This is a genomic window from Cellulomonas sp. ES6, from assembly GCF_030053835.1.
GTDB lineage: Bacteria > Actinomycetota > Actinomycetes > Actinomycetales > Cellulomonadaceae > Cellulomonas.
Map to the genome: position 1 here is coordinate 1,219,603 of NZ_CP125655.1, position 18,844 is coordinate 1,238,446.

Annotated in this window: 15 protein-coding genes and 3 pseudogenes; 5 read left to right on the forward strand and 13 right to left on the reverse strand. The window is 75.4% G+C overall.

Annotation, left to right across the window (positions count from 1 at the left end; genetic code table 11):
* Positions 1–133 precede the first annotated feature (133 nt).
* From P9841_RS05735 to P9841_RS05745, 3 genes are all read right to left on the reverse strand, one after another.
* Positions 134–1,225 (reverse strand): BMP family lipoprotein, encoded by a 1,092-nt coding sequence (locus tag P9841_RS05735; RefSeq protein ID WP_283321093.1) that lies wholly within the window; start codon positions 1,223–1,225, stop codon positions 134–136.
* A 225-nt stretch (positions 1,226–1,450) separates the two neighbouring features.
* Complete coding sequence (locus P9841_RS05740; RefSeq protein ID WP_283321094.1) at positions 1,451–2,656, reverse strand: amidohydrolase; 1,206 nt, start codon at positions 2,654–2,656, stop codon at positions 1,451–1,453.
* 62 nt (positions 2,657–2,718) lie between these two features.
* On the reverse strand, positions 2,719–3,870 hold the full coding sequence (locus tag P9841_RS05745; RefSeq protein ID WP_283321095.1) for a mannose-1-phosphate guanylyltransferase: 1,152 nt from the start codon (positions 3,868–3,870) through the stop codon (positions 2,719–2,721).
* A gap of 325 nt (positions 3,871–4,195) precedes the next feature.
* Between P9841_RS05745 and sdhC the strand changes: the two genes are divergently transcribed.
* Genes sdhC through P9841_RS05765 form a run of 4 tightly spaced genes read left to right on the forward strand, consistent with a single transcriptional unit; the run spans position 4,196 to position 7,632 of the window.
* Positions 4,196–4,531 (forward strand): succinate dehydrogenase, cytochrome b556 subunit, encoded by a 336-nt coding sequence (sdhC, locus tag P9841_RS05750; protein ID WP_502848860.1) that lies wholly within the window; start codon positions 4,196–4,198, stop codon positions 4,529–4,531.
* The gene (locus P9841_RS05755) at positions 4,531–4,980 is read left to right on the forward strand and encodes a succinate dehydrogenase hydrophobic membrane anchor subunit (protein ID WP_283321097.1); all 450 of its coding nucleotides are present in this window, start codon (positions 4,531–4,533) and stop codon (positions 4,978–4,980) included. Before sdhC ends, P9841_RS05755 begins: the two co-directional genes overlap by 1 nt.
* A 46-nt stretch (positions 4,981–5,026) precedes the next feature.
* Positions 5,027–6,865, forward strand: a complete 1,839-nt coding sequence (gene sdhA, locus P9841_RS05760; RefSeq protein ID WP_283321098.1) for a succinate dehydrogenase flavoprotein subunit — start codon at positions 5,027–5,029, stop codon at positions 6,863–6,865.
* Complete coding sequence (locus P9841_RS05765; RefSeq protein ID WP_283321099.1) at positions 6,865–7,632, forward strand: succinate dehydrogenase iron-sulfur subunit; 768 nt, start codon at positions 6,865–6,867, stop codon at positions 7,630–7,632. Before sdhA ends, P9841_RS05765 begins: the two co-directional genes overlap by 1 nt.
* A gap of 316 nt (positions 7,633–7,948) precedes the next feature.
* Here the strand turns inward: P9841_RS05765 and P9841_RS05770 are convergent, their stop codons facing one another.
* From P9841_RS05770 to sigE, 8 genes and pseudogenes are all read right to left on the reverse strand, one after another.
* Positions 7,949–8,875, reverse strand: a complete 927-nt coding sequence (locus P9841_RS05770; protein WP_283321100.1) for a type IV toxin-antitoxin system AbiEi family antitoxin — start codon at positions 8,873–8,875, stop codon at positions 7,949–7,951.
* Positions 8,876–9,277: 402 nt separating this feature from the next.
* Positions 9,278–10,315: a YihY/virulence factor BrkB family protein gene (locus P9841_RS05775; protein WP_283321101.1), complete on the reverse strand. Its 1,038-nt coding sequence runs from the start codon at positions 10,313–10,315 to the stop codon at positions 9,278–9,280.
* Between the two features lie 59 nt (positions 10,316–10,374).
* Positions 10,375–10,938: a 2'-5' RNA ligase family protein gene (locus P9841_RS05780; RefSeq protein ID WP_283321102.1), complete on the reverse strand. Its 564-nt coding sequence runs from the start codon at positions 10,936–10,938 to the stop codon at positions 10,375–10,377.
* Positions 10,935–11,957, reverse strand: coding sequence for a tryptophan--tRNA ligase (gene trpS, locus P9841_RS05785; protein WP_283321103.1), 1,023 nt, complete (start codon positions 11,955–11,957; stop codon positions 10,935–10,937). The genes P9841_RS05780 and trpS overlap by 4 nt, the downstream gene beginning before the upstream one ends.
* 61 nt (positions 11,958–12,018) lie before the next feature.
* Positions 12,019–12,420, reverse strand: coding sequence for a twin-arginine translocase TatA/TatE family subunit (locus tag P9841_RS05790; protein WP_283321104.1), 402 nt, complete (start codon positions 12,418–12,420; stop codon positions 12,019–12,021).
* A 117-nt stretch (positions 12,421–12,537) separates the two neighbouring features.
* Positions 12,538–13,956, reverse strand: coding sequence for a S1C family serine protease (locus tag P9841_RS05795; protein ID WP_283321105.1), 1,419 nt, complete (start codon positions 13,954–13,956; stop codon positions 12,538–12,540).
* A gap of 262 nt (positions 13,957–14,218) precedes the next feature.
* Complete coding sequence (locus P9841_RS05800; protein WP_283321106.1) at positions 14,219–15,325, reverse strand: zf-HC2 domain-containing protein; 1,107 nt, start codon at positions 15,323–15,325, stop codon at positions 14,219–14,221.
* Positions 15,322–15,950 (reverse strand): annotated as a pseudogene (gene sigE / locus P9841_RS05805) (RNA polymerase sigma factor SigE). The gene P9841_RS05800 and the pseudogene sigE overlap by 4 nt, the downstream one beginning before the upstream one ends.
* A 265-nt stretch (positions 15,951–16,215) precedes the next feature.
* On the opposite strand from sigE, the pseudogene P9841_RS05810 reads away from it, so the two are divergent.
* Positions 16,216–16,846, forward strand: a pseudogene (locus P9841_RS05810) (O-methyltransferase).
* A 67-nt stretch (positions 16,847–16,913) separates the two neighbouring features.
* Here the strand turns inward: P9841_RS05810 and P9841_RS05815 are convergent.
* Both P9841_RS05815 and P9841_RS05820 read right to left on the reverse strand, forming a co-directional pair.
* Positions 16,914–18,619, reverse strand: a pseudogene (locus tag P9841_RS05815) (leucyl aminopeptidase family protein).
* Positions 18,543–18,710, reverse strand: a complete 168-nt coding sequence (locus tag P9841_RS05820) for a DUF3117 domain-containing protein (protein ID WP_082812748.1) — start codon at positions 18,708–18,710, stop codon at positions 18,543–18,545. Before P9841_RS05820 ends, P9841_RS05815 begins: the two are co-directional and overlap by 77 nt.
* Positions 18,711–18,844: the final 134 nt, after the last annotated feature.

The following is an 18,844-nucleotide window of genomic DNA, read 5'->3' on the forward strand; positions in this document are numbered from 1 at the left end:
TCCTTCGGTCGTTCGTCGTGCGCACACTAGGGCAAATACGGCGCCTTGTGGGCATGCCCCGGCGTGCGTGTGGGGGTGAACGCAGGAGGTGGCCCGGGCAGACCTGCTGCCCGGGCCACCCCTGGGTGCTGCGTCAGTTCTGGCTCGGGGACTCCACGACCAGGTCACCGGAGATGATCTGGGCCTTGAGGTCCTCGACCGCGGTCTTGACGTCGTCCGGGACCACGGAGTCGAAGTCGTGGAACGGGGCGATGCCGATGCCGCCGTTCTCCAGCGTGCCGACGTACGGCTCGGCGGAGAAGTTGCCGTCGGCGGCCTCCGAGACCGTGTCGAACACGGCCTGGCCGATCTCCTTCATGACCGAGGTCAGGACGATCGCGGAGTAGTCCGGCGCCGTGAGGTACCAGTCGGCGTCGACGCCGACGATCGAGACGTCGCCGGCCTCCTGGGCCGCCGCCGCCGCGCCGAGGCCGACCGGGCCGGCGACGGGCATGATGACGTCCGCGCCCTGGTCGATGAAGCCCTTGGCGAGGTTCTGGCCGTTGGCCTGGTTCTCGAAGTCACCGGTGAAGGAGCCCGTCTGGGCCTCCTTGTCCCAGCCGAGGACCTTGACGTCAGCGCCGTTGTCCTCGTTGTACTTCGCGACGCCGTCGGCGAAGCCGTCCATGAAGATCGAGACCGACGGCAGCTGGATGCCGCCGAACGTCGCGACGGTGCCGGTGGCCGACGTGCCCGCGGCGGCGTAGCCGGCGAGGTAGGCGGCCTCCTGCGTGTTGAACAGCAGCGGCTTGGCGTTGTCCAGCGTGACCGGGTTGAAGTCGGCGTCGGAGAACGACGAGTCGATCAGCGCGAACTCGATGTCCGGGTTCGCCTCGGCGGCCGTCTGGATCGGGTCCTCGAGGAGGAAGCCGACGCCGATGATGAGGTCGCAGTCCTGCTGGACCAGCGAGTCGATGTTCGGCGTGAAGTCGGTCTCGGCCTGGGACTCGACCTTGACCTCCTGGACGCCCAGCTCGTCGACCGCGCGGTCGAGGCCCTCGGCACCGGACTGGTTGAAGGACTTGTCCTCGAAACCGCCCGAGTCGGAGACCATGCAGGCCTTGAAGTCCGACGCGCCGGTGTCGGAGCCGCCGGTCTCCTCGGAGTCCTCGGGCGCGCTGCCGCACGCGGCGAGGGCGAGCGCGACAGCCCCGCTCAGGGCGGCCACACGGATGATCTTCTTCACGCGACACTCCTGCTTCTCGTCGTCGACCGGTCCGGGGCCCGGCCCGTGCCGCACGCGCCGTTACGCGCGGCCCGGGAGCAGGGTCCGTCCGGTGTTCGGCACGACCCTAGCGAGGCGCAGGTGTCCGCTGTGTTACCGGGCGGTCACACCGCCCCTTCGTTACGGACTTGGAACAATCGGGACCTCTCGGGCGTCCCGCCGTCACCCGGCCGGGTGCACGGGGGCTCAGCCCGCCTGCCCGTCGGCGCCCGCCCGCAGCACGGCCCGCGCCAGCAGCGCCGCTCCCGCGGCGATCGCCTGCTCGTCGACCACGAGGTCGCCCTGGTGGATGTCGTAGGTCCGGCCGCCCGGCGTGCGGGTGCCGAGCCGCGCCATCGCCCCCGGCACCTTGGTCAGGTACCAGGCGAAGTCCTCGCCGCCGAGGGACTGCTCGGTGAGCTGCACGGAGTCCTCGCCGAGCACGTCGCGCGCGGCGCCCTCGAGCACCGCGACCGCGCGCTCGTCGTTCTCCACCGGCGGCACCCCCCGCTGGTGGCGCACCTCGACCTCGACCCCGTACGGCGCGACGACCTGCTCGACCGCGTCGTGCACCACCTGCGTCGCGCGCTCCCACGCCCGCACGTCCAGGCAGCGCAGCGTGCCGCGCACGGTCCCGGAGGCGGGGATGGCGTTGTGGGCGGCTCCGGCCTGCACGGCGCCCCAGGTCAGGTTCACGCCGGACCGGGGGTCCAGCCGGCGCCCGAGGACGGCGGGCACCTGCGTGATGACCTGGCCGAGCGCGTACACGACGTCGCCCGTCAGGTGCGGGCGCGACGTGTGCCCGCCGGGCCCGGTGACGACGACGGTGATCTCGTCGGAGGCGGACGTGATCGGCCCGATGCGGGTCCCGATGCGACCGACGTCGACCTTGGGGTCGCAGTGCACGGCGAAGATCCGGCCGATGCCGTCGAGCCCGCCGGCGGCGATGACGTCGAGCGCGCCGCCCGGCTGCACCTCCTCCGCCGGCTGCAGCACGAGCCGCACGCCGACCGGCAGGTCCCCGGTGGCGTGCAGCTCGGCGAGCACCAGGCCGGCGCCGAGCACCGCCGCGGTGTGGACGTCGTGGCCGCAGGCGTGCGCGACGCCGTGCACCGTCGAGGCGAAGGGCAGGCCGGTGGTCTCCTGCACCGGCAGCGCGTCGATGTCCGCGCGCAGGGCGATGCGGCGGCGGCCGGTCTCGAGCGGGCTCGGCCCGATGTCGCACGTCAGGCCGGTGCCCGGCAGCAGGCGCGGGCTCAGGCCCGCGAGGCGCAGGCGGTCGGCGACGAGCCGGGTGGTGCGCTGCTCCGTGCGGCCGAGCTCGGGGTGGGCGTGGATGTCCCGCCGGATCTCCACGAGCTCGGGGTGCAGCGTGGCGACCAGCTGGGTCACCCGGGAGGCGTCGACGATCACGCCTCCGACCCTAGTCGCCCGCGCCGCGACCGCCCGGGGACGGCCACGGGCCGGGACGCAGGTCAGAGCAGGTCGTCGCGCCCGCGCGCCCGCCAGCCGTCCACGGCCTGCTTCACGGCCTGGGCGTGCTCCCGCGTGGTGACGAGCAGCGCGTCCGGGGTGTCGACGACCACCGCGTCGGGGACCCCGAGGACGGTGACGGTGCGACCCGGGGCGGGGACGACGAGCGCGCCGGGTGCCGCGATCCGCTGCACGGCCGCGTCGTCGCCGAGCGTGCGGGCCGCCTCGGCGTCGACCGTCGGCAGCAGCGCGCCCAGTGACGCGAAGTCGCCGACGTCGTCCCACGTGAACGACCCCGGCACGACGGCCACGCCGCCCGCGGCCGCGACCGGCTCGGCGATGGCGTGGTCGATGGCGATCTTCGTCAGGCCCGGCCAGACCTCCGCCAGGACCTCGTCCCGGCGGTCCGGGTCGTCCCACGCCGCGGCGATCGTCCGCAGGCCCTCGGCCAGAGGCGGGAGCTGGGTCGCGAGGTGGTCCAGCAGGACGCCCGCCTGCACGAGGAACATGCCCGCGTTCCAGCGGTACTCCCCGGTGGCGAGGTACTCAGCGGCGGTCGCGGCGTCGGGCTTCTCGGTGAAGCCCGCGACGTGCCGGGCGCTCGGGGCGCCGGCCACGCCGAGCGGGGCGCCGGAGCGGACGTAGCCGAAGGCCGTCGACGGCCCGGTCGCGGTGATGCCGATCGTCACGACGTACCCGGCCCGCGCGGCCGCGACGCCCTCGGTGACCGCGCCCCAGAACGCCTCGAGGTCGGCGATGACGTGGTCCGCGGCGAACGATCCGAGCACCGTCTCCGGGCCGTGCCGTCGCGCGAGCACCGCCGCCGCGAGCCCGATCGCGGCCATCGAGTCGCGCGGCGAGGGCTCCGCGAGCACCTGGGACGCGTCCAGCTCGGGCAGCTGCTCCGCCACGGCGGCGGCGTGCCGGACGCCCGTCACCACGAGCACGCCGTCCTCGCCCGTCAGCGGGACCAGCCGGTCGACCGTGCCCTGCAGGAGGGTGCGGCCCGTCCCCGTCAGGTCGTGCAGGAACTTCGGCGAGCCCTGCCGGGACAGCGGCCAGAGCCGGGTGCCGGCCCCCCCGGCGGGCACCACGGCGTGGAAGCCGGGGACGGGGCGGGGGCGTGCGGGCGGGGCCGTCGGGCGCTCGGACATGGCGGCCAGCGTAGCGGCGCGGGGGTCCCCGGCCCCGGTTCCTCACGCACGGCCTCGCCACGACCCGGGCCCGGCCCGACCAGGGACTTCGGTCCCTCCGGGCGTGTGCGGTTCGTCACACTGGGCCCGATCGGTTCTCCCCCACGGGGCCGGACGGCGCACCATCACTACAGTGATCTGACCGGACACTGCAGTCCCGCCCGAACTCGCCAGGAGGCCTACCGTGCCCACGGTGCCTACGACGCCGACCGCGCCCGCCGCCGCACCCCCCCGGGCGGCCCGGAAGCGGACCCCCGGCGGCACCCTCTACCGCGGCCGCGAAGGCATGTGGTCCTGGGTCGCCCACCGCGTGACCGGCGTGCTGATCTTCTTCTTCCTGCTCGTGCACGTGCTGGACACGTCGCTCGTGCGGGTCTCGCCCGAGGCCTACAACGCCGTGATCGGGACCTACAAGAACCCGATCATGGGGCTCGGCGAGGCCGGTCTCGTGGCCGCCATCGTCTTCCACGCGTTCAACGGCATCCGGATCCTGCTCGTGGACTTCTGGTCCAAGGGCGCGCGGTACCAGCGCGTCATGCTCTGGGTCGTGCTCGGGCTGTTCGTCGTGACGATGGCGGGCTTCCTGCCGCGGCACCTGATGCACGTCTTCGGAGGCGAGTGATGACGACGATCGCCGCCCCGCGCACGCGGGGAGCAGGACCGGGCCGCCGGACGTCGCGCGGCAACTGGGAGCTCTACGGCTGGGTCTTCATGCGCGCGTCCGGCGTGGTGCTGCTCGTGCTGATCTTCGGGCACCTGTTCGTGAACCTGGTCGCCGGCGAGGGCATCTCGGCCATCGACTTCGGGTTCGTCGCCGGCAAGTGGGCGTCCCCGTTCTGGCAGATCTGGGACCTGCTCATGCTGTGGCTCGCGATGATCCACGGCACCAACGGGGTCCGGACGATCATCAACGACTACGCCGAGCGCAACGGCACCCGGCTGGTGCTCAAGCTCGCCCTGTACACGGCGTTCACCGTCGTGGTGGTGCTCGGCACGCTGGTGATCTTCACCTTCGACCCGTGCCCCGCGAACAGCCCGGCGGACCTGCTGCCGTCGTTCTGCACCGCCTGACGCCCCGCCCCTGCCACCCGCTCCCGCTTTGGAGGCATCGACCCCGATGCAGACCCACCAGTTCGACGTCGTGATCGTCGGCGCCGGCGGCGCCGGGATGCGCGCCGCCCTCGAGTCGTCCGCCCGCACGCGCACCGCCGTCATCTCGAAGCTCTACCCCACGCGCTCGCACACCGGGGCGGCGCAGGGCGGCATGTGCGCCGCGCTCGGCAACGTCGAGGACGACAACCCCGAGTGGCACACGTTCGACACCGTCAAGGGCGGTGACTACCTGGTCGACCAGGACGCCGCGACGATCATGGCCGACGAGGCGATCGACGCCGTGCTCGACCTGGAGCGCATGGGCCTGCCGTTCAACCGCACCCCCGAGGGCCGGATCGACCAGCGCCGGTTCGGCGGCCACACCCGCAACCACGGCGAGGCCGCCGTGCGCCGCGCCTGCTACGCCGCGGACCGCACCGGGCACATGATCCTGCAGACGCTCTACCAGCAGTGCGTGAAGAACGAGGTCGCGTTCTTCAACGAGTTCTACGTGCTCGACCTGCTGCTCACCCACGACCTCACGGGCCGCGAGGTGCCCGACGGCGAGGACGTCGCCGTCTCCGGCGTCGTGGCGTACGAGCTGGCGACCGGCGAGCTCCACGTCTTCCGCGCCAAGTCCGTGGTCCTGGCCACCGGCGGCGCAGGCAAGATCTACAAGACGACCTCCAACGCGCACACCCTCACCGGCGACGGCATGGCGCTGGCCTACCGCCGCGGGCTGCCGCTGGAGGACATGGAGTTCTTCCAGTTCCACCCGACCGGCCTCGCGGGCCTCGGCATCCTGCTGTCCGAGGCCGCGCGCGGCGAGGGCGGCATCCTGCGCAACGCCGACGGCGAGCGGTTCATGGAGCGGTACGCCCCCACCATCAAGGACCTCGCGCCGCGCGACATCGTCGCCCGGTCGATGGCCAACGAGGTGCGCGAGGGCCGCGGCGCCGGTCCGAACAAGGACTACGTCCTGCTCGACCTGACCCACCTCGACCCCGCGCACATCGACGCGAAGCTCCCCGACATCACGGAGTTCGCGCGGACCTACCTCGGCATCGAGCCGTACACCGAGCCCGTGCCCGTGTACCCGACGGCGCACTACGCCATGGGCGGCGTGCCGACGAACGTCGAGGGCGAGGTCCTGCGCGACACCACGCACGTCGTGAAGGGGCTCTACGCGGCCGGCGAGGTCGCCTGCGTCTCGGTGCACGGGTCGAACCGGCTCGGCACGAACTCCCTGCTCGACATCAACGTCTTCGGCAAGCGCGCCGGCATCTCCGCCGCCGAGTACGCGGCCACCGCGCCGTGGGTCGCGCTCCCCGAGGCGCCGGAGGCGGCCGTCGTCGAGCAGCTCGAGACGATGCGCAGCCGCCCGCAGGGCGAGCGGGTGTCCGACGTGCGCCGCGAGCTGCAGCAGACGATGGACACCAACGCGCAGGTGTTCCGCACCGCGGAGTCCCTGCGGCAGGCGTTCTCCGACATCCAGGCGCTGCAGGAGCGCTACACGCGTGTGTCCGTGCAGGACAAGGGGCGCGCGTTCAACACCGACCTCATCGAGGCGATCGAGCTCGGGTTCCTGCTCGACGTCGCCGAGACCGTCGTCGTCGGGGCGCTGAACCGGCGCGAGTCCCGCGGCGGGCACTTCCGCGAGGACTACCCGCAGCGCGACGACGCGAACTTCATGGAGCACACCATGGCGTACCGCCGGGAGCCGGGCGTTCCCGTCGACTCCCCCGCGGGTTCCGCGCCGAAGGGCGAGGAGGTGCCCGCACCGGGCCCCGGCCGCCCCGTCGTGCTCCTGGGCACCAAGCCCGTCGTGACCACCGTGTACCAGCCGATGGAGCGGAAGTACTGATGACTGCTGTCGCAGAGCGCTCGGCCGGGACCGAGCCGAAGGCCGGCGAGATCCCGACGTTCGACGTCACCCTGAGGATCCGCCGCTACACCCCGGAGACCCACGGCGACGAGCCGTACTGGCAGGAGTTCACGGTCACCGCCCACGGCACCGACCGCCTGCTCGACGCGCTGCACAAGATCAAGTGGGAGCACGACGGGTCGCTGACGTTCCGCCGCTCGTGCGCGCACGGCGTCTGCGGCTCCGACGCCATGCGGATCAACGGCCGCAACCGGCTCGCGTGCAAGGCCCTCCTCAAGGACCTCAACCCCGACAAGCCGATCCTCGTCGAGCCCATCAAGGGCCTGCCGGTGATCAAGGACCTCGTGGTCGACATGGAGCCGTTCTTCGCCTCCTACCGCGAGATCATGCCGTTCCTCATCACCACGGGGACCGAGCCGTCCCGCGAGCGGCTGCAGTCCCCCGAGCAGCGCGCCCGGTTCGACGACACCACCAAGTGCATCCTGTGCGCCGCGTGCACCTCGTCGTGCCCGGTGTTCTGGACGGACGGCCAGTACTTCGGCCCGGCCGCGATCGTCAACGCGCACCGGTTCATCTTCGACAGCCGCGACGAGGGCGGGGCGCAGCGCCTCGAGATCCTCAACGACAAGGAGGGTGTGTGGCGCTGCCGCACGACCTTCAACTGCACGGAGGCGTGCCCGCGCGGCATCGAGGTCACCAAGGCGATCCAGGAGGTCAAGCGCGCGATGATCACCCGCGCGTTCTGACCCCCCGGGGGCCCGGGCCCGCACCTGCGTGACCCCGCACCTGCTTGTGCGTTCGGATCCGAACGCACCAACACGCCGGGCGCGTCGGTGCCGAGGGATCCACACGTCCGGCCGGGCCGCGCGGTCTCCCATCCGAGAGCTGCTGTCAGGTGGTCGTTCGGATCCGAACAGGCAGACACGCCCGGCGCGTCCGTGCCGAGGGATCCCTCGGGGCGACCGCCCGGACGACAACCCGGAGCGCACGCCTCTGTGGGCGGGCCGTGCACCTCTCGCGCGGTGGGACCACCCGGTCCCGGGCCCCGAGCCGGGCCTCGACTCAGCGAGCGCTCCACGCACCGGCCGATGCGCGAGGCTCCGCCCGACGGTGGGCATCACGGAGCAGGCGGCACCACTCCGCACGGGCCGCGCGCGTCGCGAGGTCGGCCGCCGTCGCCCGCACGACGACGAGCCCGAGGCGCTCGAGCCGCTGCTGCCGGGCCGCGTCGGAACTCCGCTGCTGCGCCGAGGCGTGGACGGCCCCGTCGTACTCGCCCACGAGCCCGACGTCCGGGTCGAGGACGTCCACGCGCGCCACGAAGCCACCGCGCGCGTCGCGGATCACCGCGTTCGACGTCGGAGGCCGGAGACCGGCCTCGCACCAGAGCAGTCTCATCGCCGACTCCTGCCGCGACTCGACACCGTCCGTCGACAGGGCCACGGCCCGACGTCCGCGGGCGGCACCGGTGAGGTGACGCCTCTCCTCCAGGAGCTCCGCGAGCTGGTCCGGATCCACCAGGCGGAGCGCCCGGAGCCGGTCGATCGCAGCCACCGCCTGGGGCAGCGGGGACAGCCGGGCCAGGTCGAAGGCCGTGCGGAGCGGTGTCGTGACCTCGATGCCGTCGACCCGCTCCCGCTCGGCCGCTGCCACAGGCGTCCTCACGACGCGGTGGAACGGCCGTGCCACGAGTCGCGTCTCCGGCGGGACGAGCAGCAGGACGGGTTCCGGTGCGTCCGGGGAGCCCCACGCGCCGTCGAACTGGGGGACCTCGGATCGCCCCAGACGGCGCCGCTCGTGCACCCGGGCGGCGGCCCACCCGCCGACGACCGCGTCGTCGGGAGCGGCGGTGGTCGCGAGCAGCACACGGGTACCGGGATCCGCCGGGTCGGAACCGACGACCATCCACAGACCACGAGCCGCCCGGATGTAGCTCCCGTCGCGCAGCAGCCGTGCGACGCCGAACGCCCGCGCCTGAGCGGTGGTCATCACACTGGGGAGGGCCCTTGTCGCCGCCATGTGACCAGCGTCCACGAGCGTCTCCGTCGACGGACCTTCTGCCGCCGGCGCTCTGGGGACGATCACCGAGGCCACGTCCTGTGGAGGAGCGGGACCCCGGGCGTCGCCGCACGAGGCCAGGTCCGCGTCGCGTACGGGCCCGCGCCGCGACCCGGGCCCCGTGGTACGCCCCGGACCGTTCGGACCCTTCGGCACCCACACGCCCGGCGGGTCCGTCCCGACGGATCCGATCACCGACGCCGGGCGAGGGGACCCGCGCGCCACCGCCCAGCACTGCGGATCCGTCCACACGAACACGCCCGGTGAGCCCGTCCCGACGGATCCGAACGGCACCGGAGGGCGAGACCTGCCGCCCCGCGCGCACCGGGCCCGTCAGCCCGCGGGGGCGGCGGCGTCGTCCGGTGCGGCGTCCTGCGCGGCCGGCGGGTCGGCCGTCCACGCGGCGGCCAGCAGCACCACGCGGGCGATGAGGTTGACCCACACCAGCAGCGTCACGATCACCGCGAACGACGCGAGCACGGCGTTGGTGCGCGCCGAGCCGGCGACCACGGAGGTCCCGAGCACGCGCACGACGCCGAGGCCGACCGCCGCGACGAGCATGCCCTGACGCAGGTCCCGCCACGCGGGACGCTGCCCGCCGAGCAGCACCACGACCATCCAGAAGGTCCCTGCGTCGACGACGAACGCCACGAGGACCCCCACGGCGCGCAGCACCCACGACGCGGCCGTGGAGCCCTCGAGACCGAGGGCCCCGAGCGCCCAGTCCGCGGCCGTCGTGGTGGCGATCGACAGCACCGCGGACAGCAGGATGGCCAGCGCGATGCCGGCGAAGCCCCCGAGCTCGCGCAGCTTGCTCGCCACGACGTTGCCGCCGGGGCCGGTGTCGGCGAACATCGCGCGCACGGCCGTGCGGAGCGCCGCCATGGCCGAGATCGCGCTCACGACCAGCACGACGACGGCGACCACGCCGGCGATGCCGACCCCGGTGCTGAGGACCAGCGTGTCCGGGTCGACGATGCCGTCGTCGCGGCTGCTCGTCTTCACCAGCCCGGGCAGGTTCGCGTCGATGGTCGTCAGCACCGTGCTGCGCAGCTCCGCGTTGTTGCCGAGCACCGCCATGAACACCGTGTAGCCGATGGTCAGCCCCGCGAACAGCGAGAAGATCGTCGCGTACGCGATGCCGCCGGTGAGCACGCCGCCGCCCGCCGCGCCGAACCGGGCGTTCGCCCGGGCGGCCCGGGTCTGCTGCCACCACGCGAGCAGGGCCTTCGCGCGGGCGACCAGCCCCGCCGCACCGCCCGGGTACACGCGGGCGCCGATGTCCCGGCGGTTGCCGGCCGCGACGTCGGCGGCGCTGCTGACGGAGGCGTGCGCCTGCCCGGCGCCGCGTGGTTCGGCCGGCACTCCCATGGTCCGACCCTAGGAGCGGACCGTCCGCGCGGCATCCCGAGCGGGGGCGTCCCCGCCGGTCAGGACGCCGCGGGACCGGGCGCGTCCGCCCCGAGCCGGTACGCGCCGATGGTCCGCCACATGCCGTCGTCGCCGTGCTCGTAGACGTGGATCACCGGGACGTCGAACCGCGCCTCGAACCCCGCGAGGTCCTCGAACGCGCGGTCGAGCGCGGCGTCGTCCACGTCGTGCGCGATGGTCACGTGCGGGTGGTAGTGGAACCGCAGCTCCTGGGCGAGGACGCCGGACCGGACCGCGACCTCGAGCCCCTCGCACGCCGCGATGCCCTCGACGACCTGCACGAAGACGACGGGCGACACCGGCCGGAACGTGGCGGTGCCCCGCAGGTGCACGGTGAACGGCGCGTGCGCGGCCGCGACCGCCCGCAGGTGCCGGTCGACGTCGGGCAGCGCCGCGGCCGGCAGCACCGTCGGGCCGAGCAGCGTGATGTGCGGCCGGATCAGGTCGGCCGCCGGGTCCCCGACCCGCGCCCGGGCGGCCTGGAGCGCCCCGGCGTACGGCTCCGGGACGCTGACGGCCACGCCGATCCGGAGCTCCTCGCCGAACGGGCCGGTGGGGTTCATGCCGTCCCGCGGCGCGGCAGCAGGCCGAACCGCTCCGAGATCCGCCCGAGGGTCGCGCGGGCGATCACCCGGGCCCGCTCGGCGCCGTCCGCCAGCACGGCGTCGAGCGACGCCGGGTCCGACAGGTAGCCGTCCACCCGCTCCTGGAACGGGGTGAGGAAGCCCGTGACGACCTCCGCGAGGTCGACCTTCAGGTGGCCGTAGCCCTTGCCCTCGTAGTCGGCGACGATCGAGTCGACGTCACGCCCCGTGAGCGCGGAGAAGATCGTCAGCAGGTTGGCGACGCCCGGCTGCGCCTCCCGGTCGAACCGCACCTCGCCGATCGCGTCCGTCACCGCCGACCGGATGCGCTTCGCGACGGTCTTCGGCGGGTCGAGCAGGTCGACGATGCCGTTGGGGCTCGACGCCGACTTGCTCATCTTCGACGTCGGGTCCTGCAGGTCGTAGATCTTCGCGGTCGCCTTGACGATGTGGGCGTCCGGGACGACGGCGGTGCCCTCGCCGAACCGGGAGTTCAGGCGCTGCGCGAGGTCGCGGGTGAGCTCGAGGTGCTGACGCTGGTCCTCGCCGACCGGCACCAGCGCCGTGTCGTACAGCAGGATGTCGGCCGCCATGAGGATCGGGTACGTGAACAGCCCGACCGAGGTGCCCTCCGCCCCGTGCTTCGCGGACTTGTCCTTGAACTGCGTCATGCGCCCGGCCTCGCCGAAGCCCGTCTGGCAGGACAGCAGCCAGGCGAGCTCGGCGTGCTCGGCGACGTGCGACTGCACGAACAGGATCGAGCGCTCGGGGTCCACGCCGGCGGCCAGGTACTGCGCCGCGGTGCGCCGGGTGCGCTCGCGGAGCGCGGCCGGGTCCGGCGAGACCGTCAGCGCGTGCAGGTCGACGACGCAGTACAGCGCGTCGTAGGAGTCCTGCAGCGCGACCCACTGGGTCAGCGCGCCGAGGTAGTTGCCGAGGTGGAGGGAGTCGGAGGTGGGCTGCATCCCGGAGAAGATGCGAGGGGAGCCGGAGACCATGGGTCCATTCTGACGGTCGGGGGCCGGGGCCCGGTGGAGGGGTGCGGGCGCGTGCGGGGCGTCAGGTCGCCTCGTCGTCGAACGGGGCGGGCGGCGCGGGCGGCGGGGCGGTGCCGGGGAGGCGGGAGGCACCGGCGGCGGCGGACGCGGTCGTCGCGGCGGACGACGCCCGGGCGGTGGCCGCGCCCCGCGACGCGGCGCCGGGCTCCGGGTCGAGCAGCGCCTCGCGCACGATGCGGCGGGGGTCGTAGCGCCGCGGGTCGAGCGCCTCCCAGTCGATGTCCTTGACCTCGTCGCCGAGCTCGGAGTCCACGCGGCTGCGGGCGTCCTGCAGGAAGTGGCGGGCCTGCTTCGTGAGGCGGGCGAGCTGCTCGGCGTACCGCGGCAGCCGGGAGGGCCCGATGACGATCACGGCGACGAGCAGGATGACGAGGAGCTCGCCGCCGTTGATGTCGAACAACACCCGTCCAGGCTACCGCCCGCCGCGGGGGGCGGTCCCGGCGCCGCCGGCCCGTCCCGGCGTGGGCACGGGCGTGGGCCCGGGTGTGGGCGCGGGCGTGGGCACGCAGGCCCCGGCGGGTCAGCCCTGCGGGGACTCGTCCAGCACCACGCGCACGTCCCGCTCGGCGCCGTCCGTGCCGCGCACGCGCAGCAGCACCGCCTCCCCGGGGGTGCGCGCGCGGATGGCGACGATGAGCTCGTCGGGCTGCGTCACCGGACGCCCCTCGATGGCGAGGATGACGTCCCCGGGGCGGATGCCCGCCCGGTCGGCCGGCCCGTCCGGTGTCACCGGCGCCTGGCCCTGCTGCGACTCCTCCGCCACCCGCACGCCCTCGCCGGTGTAGCGCGTGTCGAGCATCGCGCCGATCACCGGGTACGTGGCGCGGCCGGTCTCGATGAGCTGCTCCGCGGTGCGACGCGCCTGGTTGGACGGGATCGCGAAGCCGAGGCCGATGCTGCCGCCGGCGGTCGGTGCGGCGCCCGGCGGCTGCGCGATCGCGGAGTTGATCCCGACGACCTCCCCGGCGGCGTTCACCAGGGGCCCCCCGGAGTTGCCCGGGTTGATGGCCGCGTCGGTCTGGATCGCGTTGATGAACGCGGTCGCCTCGCTGCCGTCCCCCGCCGCCACCGGTCGGTTGAGGGCGCTGACGATGCCGGACGTGACGGTGCCCGCGAGCCCGAGCGGCGCGCCGACCGCGACGACCGGGTCACCGACCTGGACGTCGTCGGAGTCGCCCAGCGCCAGCGGGGTGAGCCCCGTGACCTCGACCTTGAGCACCGCCAGGTCGTAGTCCGGGGTGCTCCCGACGACGGTGGCCGGCTCCTGCGACCCGTCCGCGAACAGCACGACCAGCGACGACCCGGCGTCCTCCGCGCCGGCCACCACGTGGTGGTTGGTGAGGATGTAGCCGTCCTGGCGCAGCACCATGCCGGAGCCCGTCGCCGAGCCGGCGGCGCTCGTGGCCTCGATCGAGACGACGGAGGGCAGCACGGTCGCCGCGATGCCGGCGACGCTGTCGGCCGCCCGGTCCGGCGAGCTGCCCCCGACGGCGGCCGGGAGGCCGGCGTCGACCAGCCGGTCGTCCCCGCCCGTCAGGCCGGCGCCGACCATGCCACCGAGCAGGCCGGCACCGAAGGCCGCGACGACCAGGCCGGCGACGACGCCCAGCGGCAGCCGGGCGCGGCGGCGGGGGGCGGCGGGCGGCTCGAACGACGGCCACGGCGGCGCGCCCTCGGGCACCACGGACGGGCGCGGGGCGGCCCCCGGGTCGGGCGGCAGCGGGGCCGGCGGGTACGCCGACGACGGGACGGGGCCCCGCGCCGCGGGCGGGCCGTACGGGTGGCCCGTCGGCCCGGCGGACGGGTGGCCCGTCGGCCCGGGGCCCGGGTACGCGGGCCCGCCGGGTGCGGCGCCGGCCGGGGCGTGGCCGGGGTGCGCGGCGCCGGACGGCGCGGCGAAGGGCGACGGCGACGGCGCGGCGGTGCGGGGGCGCGCCACGGGTCGGGCGCGGGCGCCGCGCCGCCCGGCGGACCCCACGGGCGGGGGCCTCCCACCCGGGCGGAGCGGCCGGCGGAGCCGCGAACGGGTCGGCGGGGCGCGACGCGGCGGCCGCGGGGGTCGCCGGCCGGCGACGTCCCCGGCGGGCCGGGCACCGGTCCCGGCTCGCTCCGCGGCGGCTCCGGCTGCTGCTCCCCCACCTGCGGGTCCTCTCCGTACGGCTCGGGCCGGTCGCGCGCGTCGCGGTGCTCGTCGTGCGCGGTCACGGCAGGTGCACGGCGGTCGTGAGCGTGTCCCAGCCGCGGGTCAGGCGGGCGGGCAGCCCGGTGTCGAACTCCCCGCCGGGGAACTGGGCGACGACCGCCGAGACGTCCGGGCCCGTGCCGGCGGCGGCGACGACCTCGACCACGGTGTCGCCGGACTGCCAGGCGGCGTGCCACGGGGCGGTGGACAGCACGTAGACCGTGCGGCCGGCGACGTCGAGCCGGTCCGCGGCGGTCAGGACGCCGGTGTCGAGCTGGCCGTGCTGCTCGGTGACGACCACGTCGCCGGCCGGCCCGGACAGCGCGACCTCGAGCGTGCTGCCGCCGTCACGCTCGCGCACCGAGGTCACCGCCCAGCCGTCCGGGACCTCGGTCGGGCAGGTCCAGCCCTGCGCCCGCATCCAGTCGAGGTACTCCTGCGTGGTGGCGCCCGCGACCGGCTCGCGCGGCGCGGCCACCGTGACCGCGGCGGGCGCTCCCGCGTCCCCGAGCATCGCCATGGCGTCGCGGGAGGCGGTCACGGGGGCGACATCGGGGCGGTCGCCGAGCAGGAACAGGCCGACGGCCACCATGCCCAGCCCCGTGAGGGACCCGACGGCGGCGCGGAACCGCCGGCGACCCTGCCCGGTGCCGGCGCCGAGGACGCCGCGCCCGCCGAGCACACCGCCGGCGCCGAGCACCTCGCCGCCGAGCACCCGGCCCGCGGCGGCGCGCTGACCGACCACGGCGCGGGAGCCGAGGACCTCGCCACCGAGCACGCCGCGGCCCGCGCCGAGCAGCCCCGCGAGCCCGGTCACCGCCGGGGACGGGCGGGAGGCGCCGGCGGGCGGGACGAACGGGTCCATCCGTCGCGGGCCGGCGGGGGCGGCGTCGCGGCGCGGGTCCGCGGTCCCCGGGCAGCCGAGCGCGAGCAGCCGGGCGGTCAGGTCCCCTGCCGGGCGGACGTCGTCGGCGTCGGAGAGCACGCGGCGGGCGGCCCGGGCGGCGGCGAGGTCGGCCGCGCAGCGCGGGCAGCCGGCGACGTGCGCCAGCGCGCGCTCGGTGGCCGCCGGGCCGAGCTGCCCGTCGACCAGGGCGCTGACCCGGTCCCCGAGGTGGCCGCTCATCGCGCCCCCGCGGGTGCGGTCACGGACTCCCCGGCGGCCTGGCGCCCGGGCAGGTCACGCCCGTCCCGGGCCGCGCCCTCGGGCGTCCGCTGCTCGCGGGGCGCGCGGTGCTCCAGGGACACCCGGAGCCGGGCGCGCGCCCGGTGGATCCGCGAGCGCACCGTGCCGAGCTTGATGCCCAGGGTCACCGCGATCTCCTCGTACGACAGCCCCTCGATGTCGCACAGCACCACCGCCGCCCGGTACTCCGGGGGCAGCTCGTCGAGCGCGCGCTGGACGTCGACGTCGAGGTTGTCGTGCTCGAACGCCCGCTCGGGGCCCCGTCGGTGGTCGGGTACCGGTCGCTGTCCTCGCCCATCGCGTCCATGCGGATGCGCTGCCGGCGGCGCGCCTGGTCGAGGAACAGGTTGGTGGTGATGCGGTGCAGCCAGCCCTCGAACGTGCCGGGGGTGTAGGTCGACAGCGACCGGAACACCCGCACGAACACCTCCTGCGTGAGGTCCTCGGCGTCGTGCCGGTTGCCGGTCAGCCGGTAGGCGAGGCGGTACACGCGCGCGGAGTGCTCGCGGACGATCGCCTCCCAGGTCGGGGGCTGCCAGTCCGTCTCGGGCACCGAGGTCGCCATCCAGGTCCTTCGTCTCAGGAGCCGCGGGCGCGGCGCGTGCCCAGTGTCCCAGGGCGCGGGTCCCCGTGCGAACCGGTTCCCCTCCTGCTCACGCACAACGCGCACACACCCTGCACCGTTCCCGCGGTTCCCCGGCGGACGGACGGCGTCCCGGGCCCCGCCGCCCCCGCGCGTCGCCGACGGGCGCCCCGTCCGGGCGACGGTCGCCCACTAGGCTGGCCTGCGTCGACACCCGCCGCTCTCGAACCGTCCGCAGGAGGACACCATCGCCACCGACAAGGCTGCCAGCTGGGTCTACGCGGAGGGCTTCGTGCCCGAGGACGACACCCTGCTGCGCGCCCGGGACCGCGCGGGTCAGCTCGGCTGCACGCCGGTGGCCCCCGGCACGGGTGCCGCGCTGACGGTCCTCGCCGCCGCGGCGCGCCCGCGCGGTCGTCGAGGTCGGGACCGGGGCGGGCGTGAGCGGCCTGCACCTGCTGCGCGGCATGCCCGGCGACGGCGTGCTGACCACCATCGACGTCGAGGTGGAGCACCAGCGCGCCGCCAAGACGGCGTTCGCGGAGGAGGGCGTGCGCCCGGCGCGCACCCGCACCATCTCGGGCCGGGCGCTCGACGTCCTGCCCCGCCTGACCGACGGCGCCTACGACCTCGTGCTCGTCGACGCGGACATCGAGAACTACCCCGCCTACGTGGAGCAGGCGGTGCGGCTGCTGCGCCCGGGCGGCGTGCTCGCCGTCGACGACGCGCTCTGGCACGACCGGGTCGCCGACCCGGCGCGGCGTGACGAGGCCACGACGATCGTCCGGGAGACCGGCCGGCGCGTGCGCGAGGACGAGCGGCTGCTCCCCGCGCTGCTGCCGGTCGGCGACGGGCTGCTGGTCGCCGTCCGCCGCTGACCGTCCCGGCCCGGACCCCGCACGGCGCCCGGGCCGACCGGTCACCCGGGCCGGCCCGGGTACCGGGTCAGCGCAGCGCGGCGAGGTACCGCAGCAGCAGCCGGGCGCCGAAGCCCGTCGCCCCCTCGGTCACCTCGTGCTTGTCCGCCGTCGACCGCGCCGGGCCGGCGATGTCGAGGTGGGCCCAGGTGCGGGCGCCGACGAACTCGCGCAGGAACAGCGCGGCGGTGATGGAGCCGCCGCCCTGCTTCGGGTCGATCGGCACGTGCCGCAGGTCGGCCACCGTCGATCGCACCGCGTCGGCGTAGTCCTCGACGAGCGGCATGGACCACACGGGCTCGCCCGACTCGGCGGCGGCGGTCTCGATCGCCCCGGCGAGGCGCGGGTCGGTGGCGTAGAGCGCGGCGTGCTGCTTGCCGAGCCCCAGGCTGGCCGCCCCCGTCAGCGTCGCGACGTCGAGCAGCACGTCCGGGTCGAGCGTCGCGTCCGCCCACGCGAGCGCGTCGCCGAGCACCAGGCGGCCCTCGGCGTCGGTGTTCGCGATCTCGACGGTGCGTCCGCCCCACAGGGTGAGGACGTCCCCGGTCGGTACGACGCGGCGCCGACGTGGTTCTCCGCGAGCGGCAGGACGGCGGTGACGCGGTGCGGGACGCCCGCGGCAGCCGCGCCGAGCACGGTGGCGAGCGCGACCGCGGCGCCGGCCATGTCCGTCTTCATCGGGACCATCGACTCGCGCGGCTTGATCGAGAGCCCGCCGGTGTCGTACGTGATGCCCTTGCCGACCACCACGACGTGCCGGGTGCGCCGGGAGCCGCCCCCGGCGGGCGGCTCGTACGCGACGGTCACGAGCCGCGGGGTCGACGCCGAGCCGGACCCGACGGCGAGGATGCCGCCGAACCCCTGCGCGGCCAGCTCCCGGGGGCCGAGGACGTCGACGCGCAGGCCGGCCGCGCGGGCCAGCGCGGAGGCGCGGTCCGCCATCCAGGCCGGGTCCTTGATGCTGGACGGGGTGTTCGCGAGGTCGCGCACGAGCCAGGTCGCGGTCGCGCCGCGCACCGCCTCGTCCAGTGCGGCCTGGGCGCGGACGCCGTCGCGGCCGACCACCACCAGCTCGGAGGCGGGCGCCTCGCTCGCCGAGGCGGGCGCGCCGATGCGCTGCACCCGGTAGGCGGCCAGCAGGTAGCCCTCCGCGAACGCCCGCACGGCCCGCGGGCCGTCGACCCCGGGCTCGGTCGCCACGGTCGTCAGCACGCGCCGCAGCCCGCGCGTCGCACGCGCCAGCGCGGCACCGGCGCGCCGCAGCTCGTCGGGGGTGCCGCCGCCGACGCCCACGAGGACGAGGCGGCGCGGCAGACCGTCCCAGGGCAGGGCCGCGCCGGCCCGGCCGACCGGGCGCGGGAGGAGCAGGGTCCACGCCTCGCCGGGCGCGCCGGTCAGCCCGGCCCGCTCGGCGACCTCGGCGAGGTCGATGCCGTAGCGGGCGGCGGCGTCGGCGGTGCCGCGGCCCGGCTGGAGGTCGGTGTCGTCCGGCGCGGGCGGGGCGACCGGGACGGCCACCGCGTCGACGTCCGCCTCCAGCAGGAGCGCGGAGGACGCGAGCGAACCGCCCACCAGGCCGACCGCCGGCACCGGGCGGCCGATGCGCACCTCGGGGTGCGTCACGGAACGTGCCACGACGGAGCGAGCCCCCGGGCCGTCAGGAGACGACGGAGGTGAGGGCCTCGCCCAGCTCCTGCGCCTCGGTCGCGTTGAGCTCGACGACGAGCCGACCACCGCCCTCGAGCGGGACCCGCATCACGATGCCGCGGCCCTCCTTGGTCACCTCGAGCGGACCGTCACCAGTCCTCGGCTTCATCGCGGCCATGCGGGGCTCTCCTTCGCGTCGTGCGTCCCGGGACCCGAACGCGCTGGTCCCGCCGCGGGCGGGGCCGGTGCGGACAGGGCGCGGATCAGCGGATGTCCGTCGGCCAGTCTAGTTCACCGGGGCGACACGCGAGG

Excerpts from the sequence above, each read along its gene's own strand:
- P9841_RS05745 (WP_283321095.1), bottom strand. The coding sequence starts at position 3,870 with ATGTCCGAGCGCCCGACGGCCCCGCCCGCACGCCCCCGCCCCGTCCCC.
- sdhC (WP_502848860.1), top strand. The coding sequence starts at position 4,196 with ATGTGGTCCTGGGTCGCCCACCGCGTGACCGGCGTGCTGATCTTCTTC.
- P9841_RS05755 (WP_283321097.1), top strand. The coding sequence starts at position 4,531 with ATGACGACGATCGCCGCCCCGCGCACGCGGGGAGCAGGACCGGGCCGC.
- sdhA (WP_283321098.1), top strand. The coding sequence starts at position 5,027 with ATGCAGACCCACCAGTTCGACGTCGTGATCGTCGGCGCCGGCGGCGCC.
- P9841_RS05765 (WP_283321099.1), top strand. The coding sequence starts at position 6,865 with ATGACTGCTGTCGCAGAGCGCTCGGCCGGGACCGAGCCGAAGGCCGGC.
- P9841_RS05770 (WP_283321100.1), bottom strand. The coding sequence starts at position 8,875 with ATGACCACCGCTCAGGCGCGGGCGTTCGGCGTCGCACGGCTGCTGCGC.
- P9841_RS05775 (WP_283321101.1), bottom strand. The coding sequence starts at position 10,315 with ATGGGAGTGCCGGCCGAACCACGCGGCGCCGGGCAGGCGCACGCCTCC.
- P9841_RS05780 (WP_283321102.1), bottom strand. The coding sequence starts at position 10,938 with ATGAACCCCACCGGCCCGTTCGGCGAGGAGCTCCGGATCGGCGTGGCC.
- trpS (WP_283321103.1), bottom strand. The coding sequence starts at position 11,957 with ATGGTCTCCGGCTCCCCTCGCATCTTCTCCGGGATGCAGCCCACCTCC.
- P9841_RS05800 (WP_283321106.1), bottom strand. The coding sequence starts at position 15,325 with ATGAGCGGCCACCTCGGGGACCGGGTCAGCGCCCTGGTCGACGGGCAG.
- P9841_RS05820 (WP_082812748.1), bottom strand. The coding sequence starts at position 18,710 with ATGGCCGCGATGAAGCCGAGGACTGGTGACGGTCCGCTCGAGGTGACC.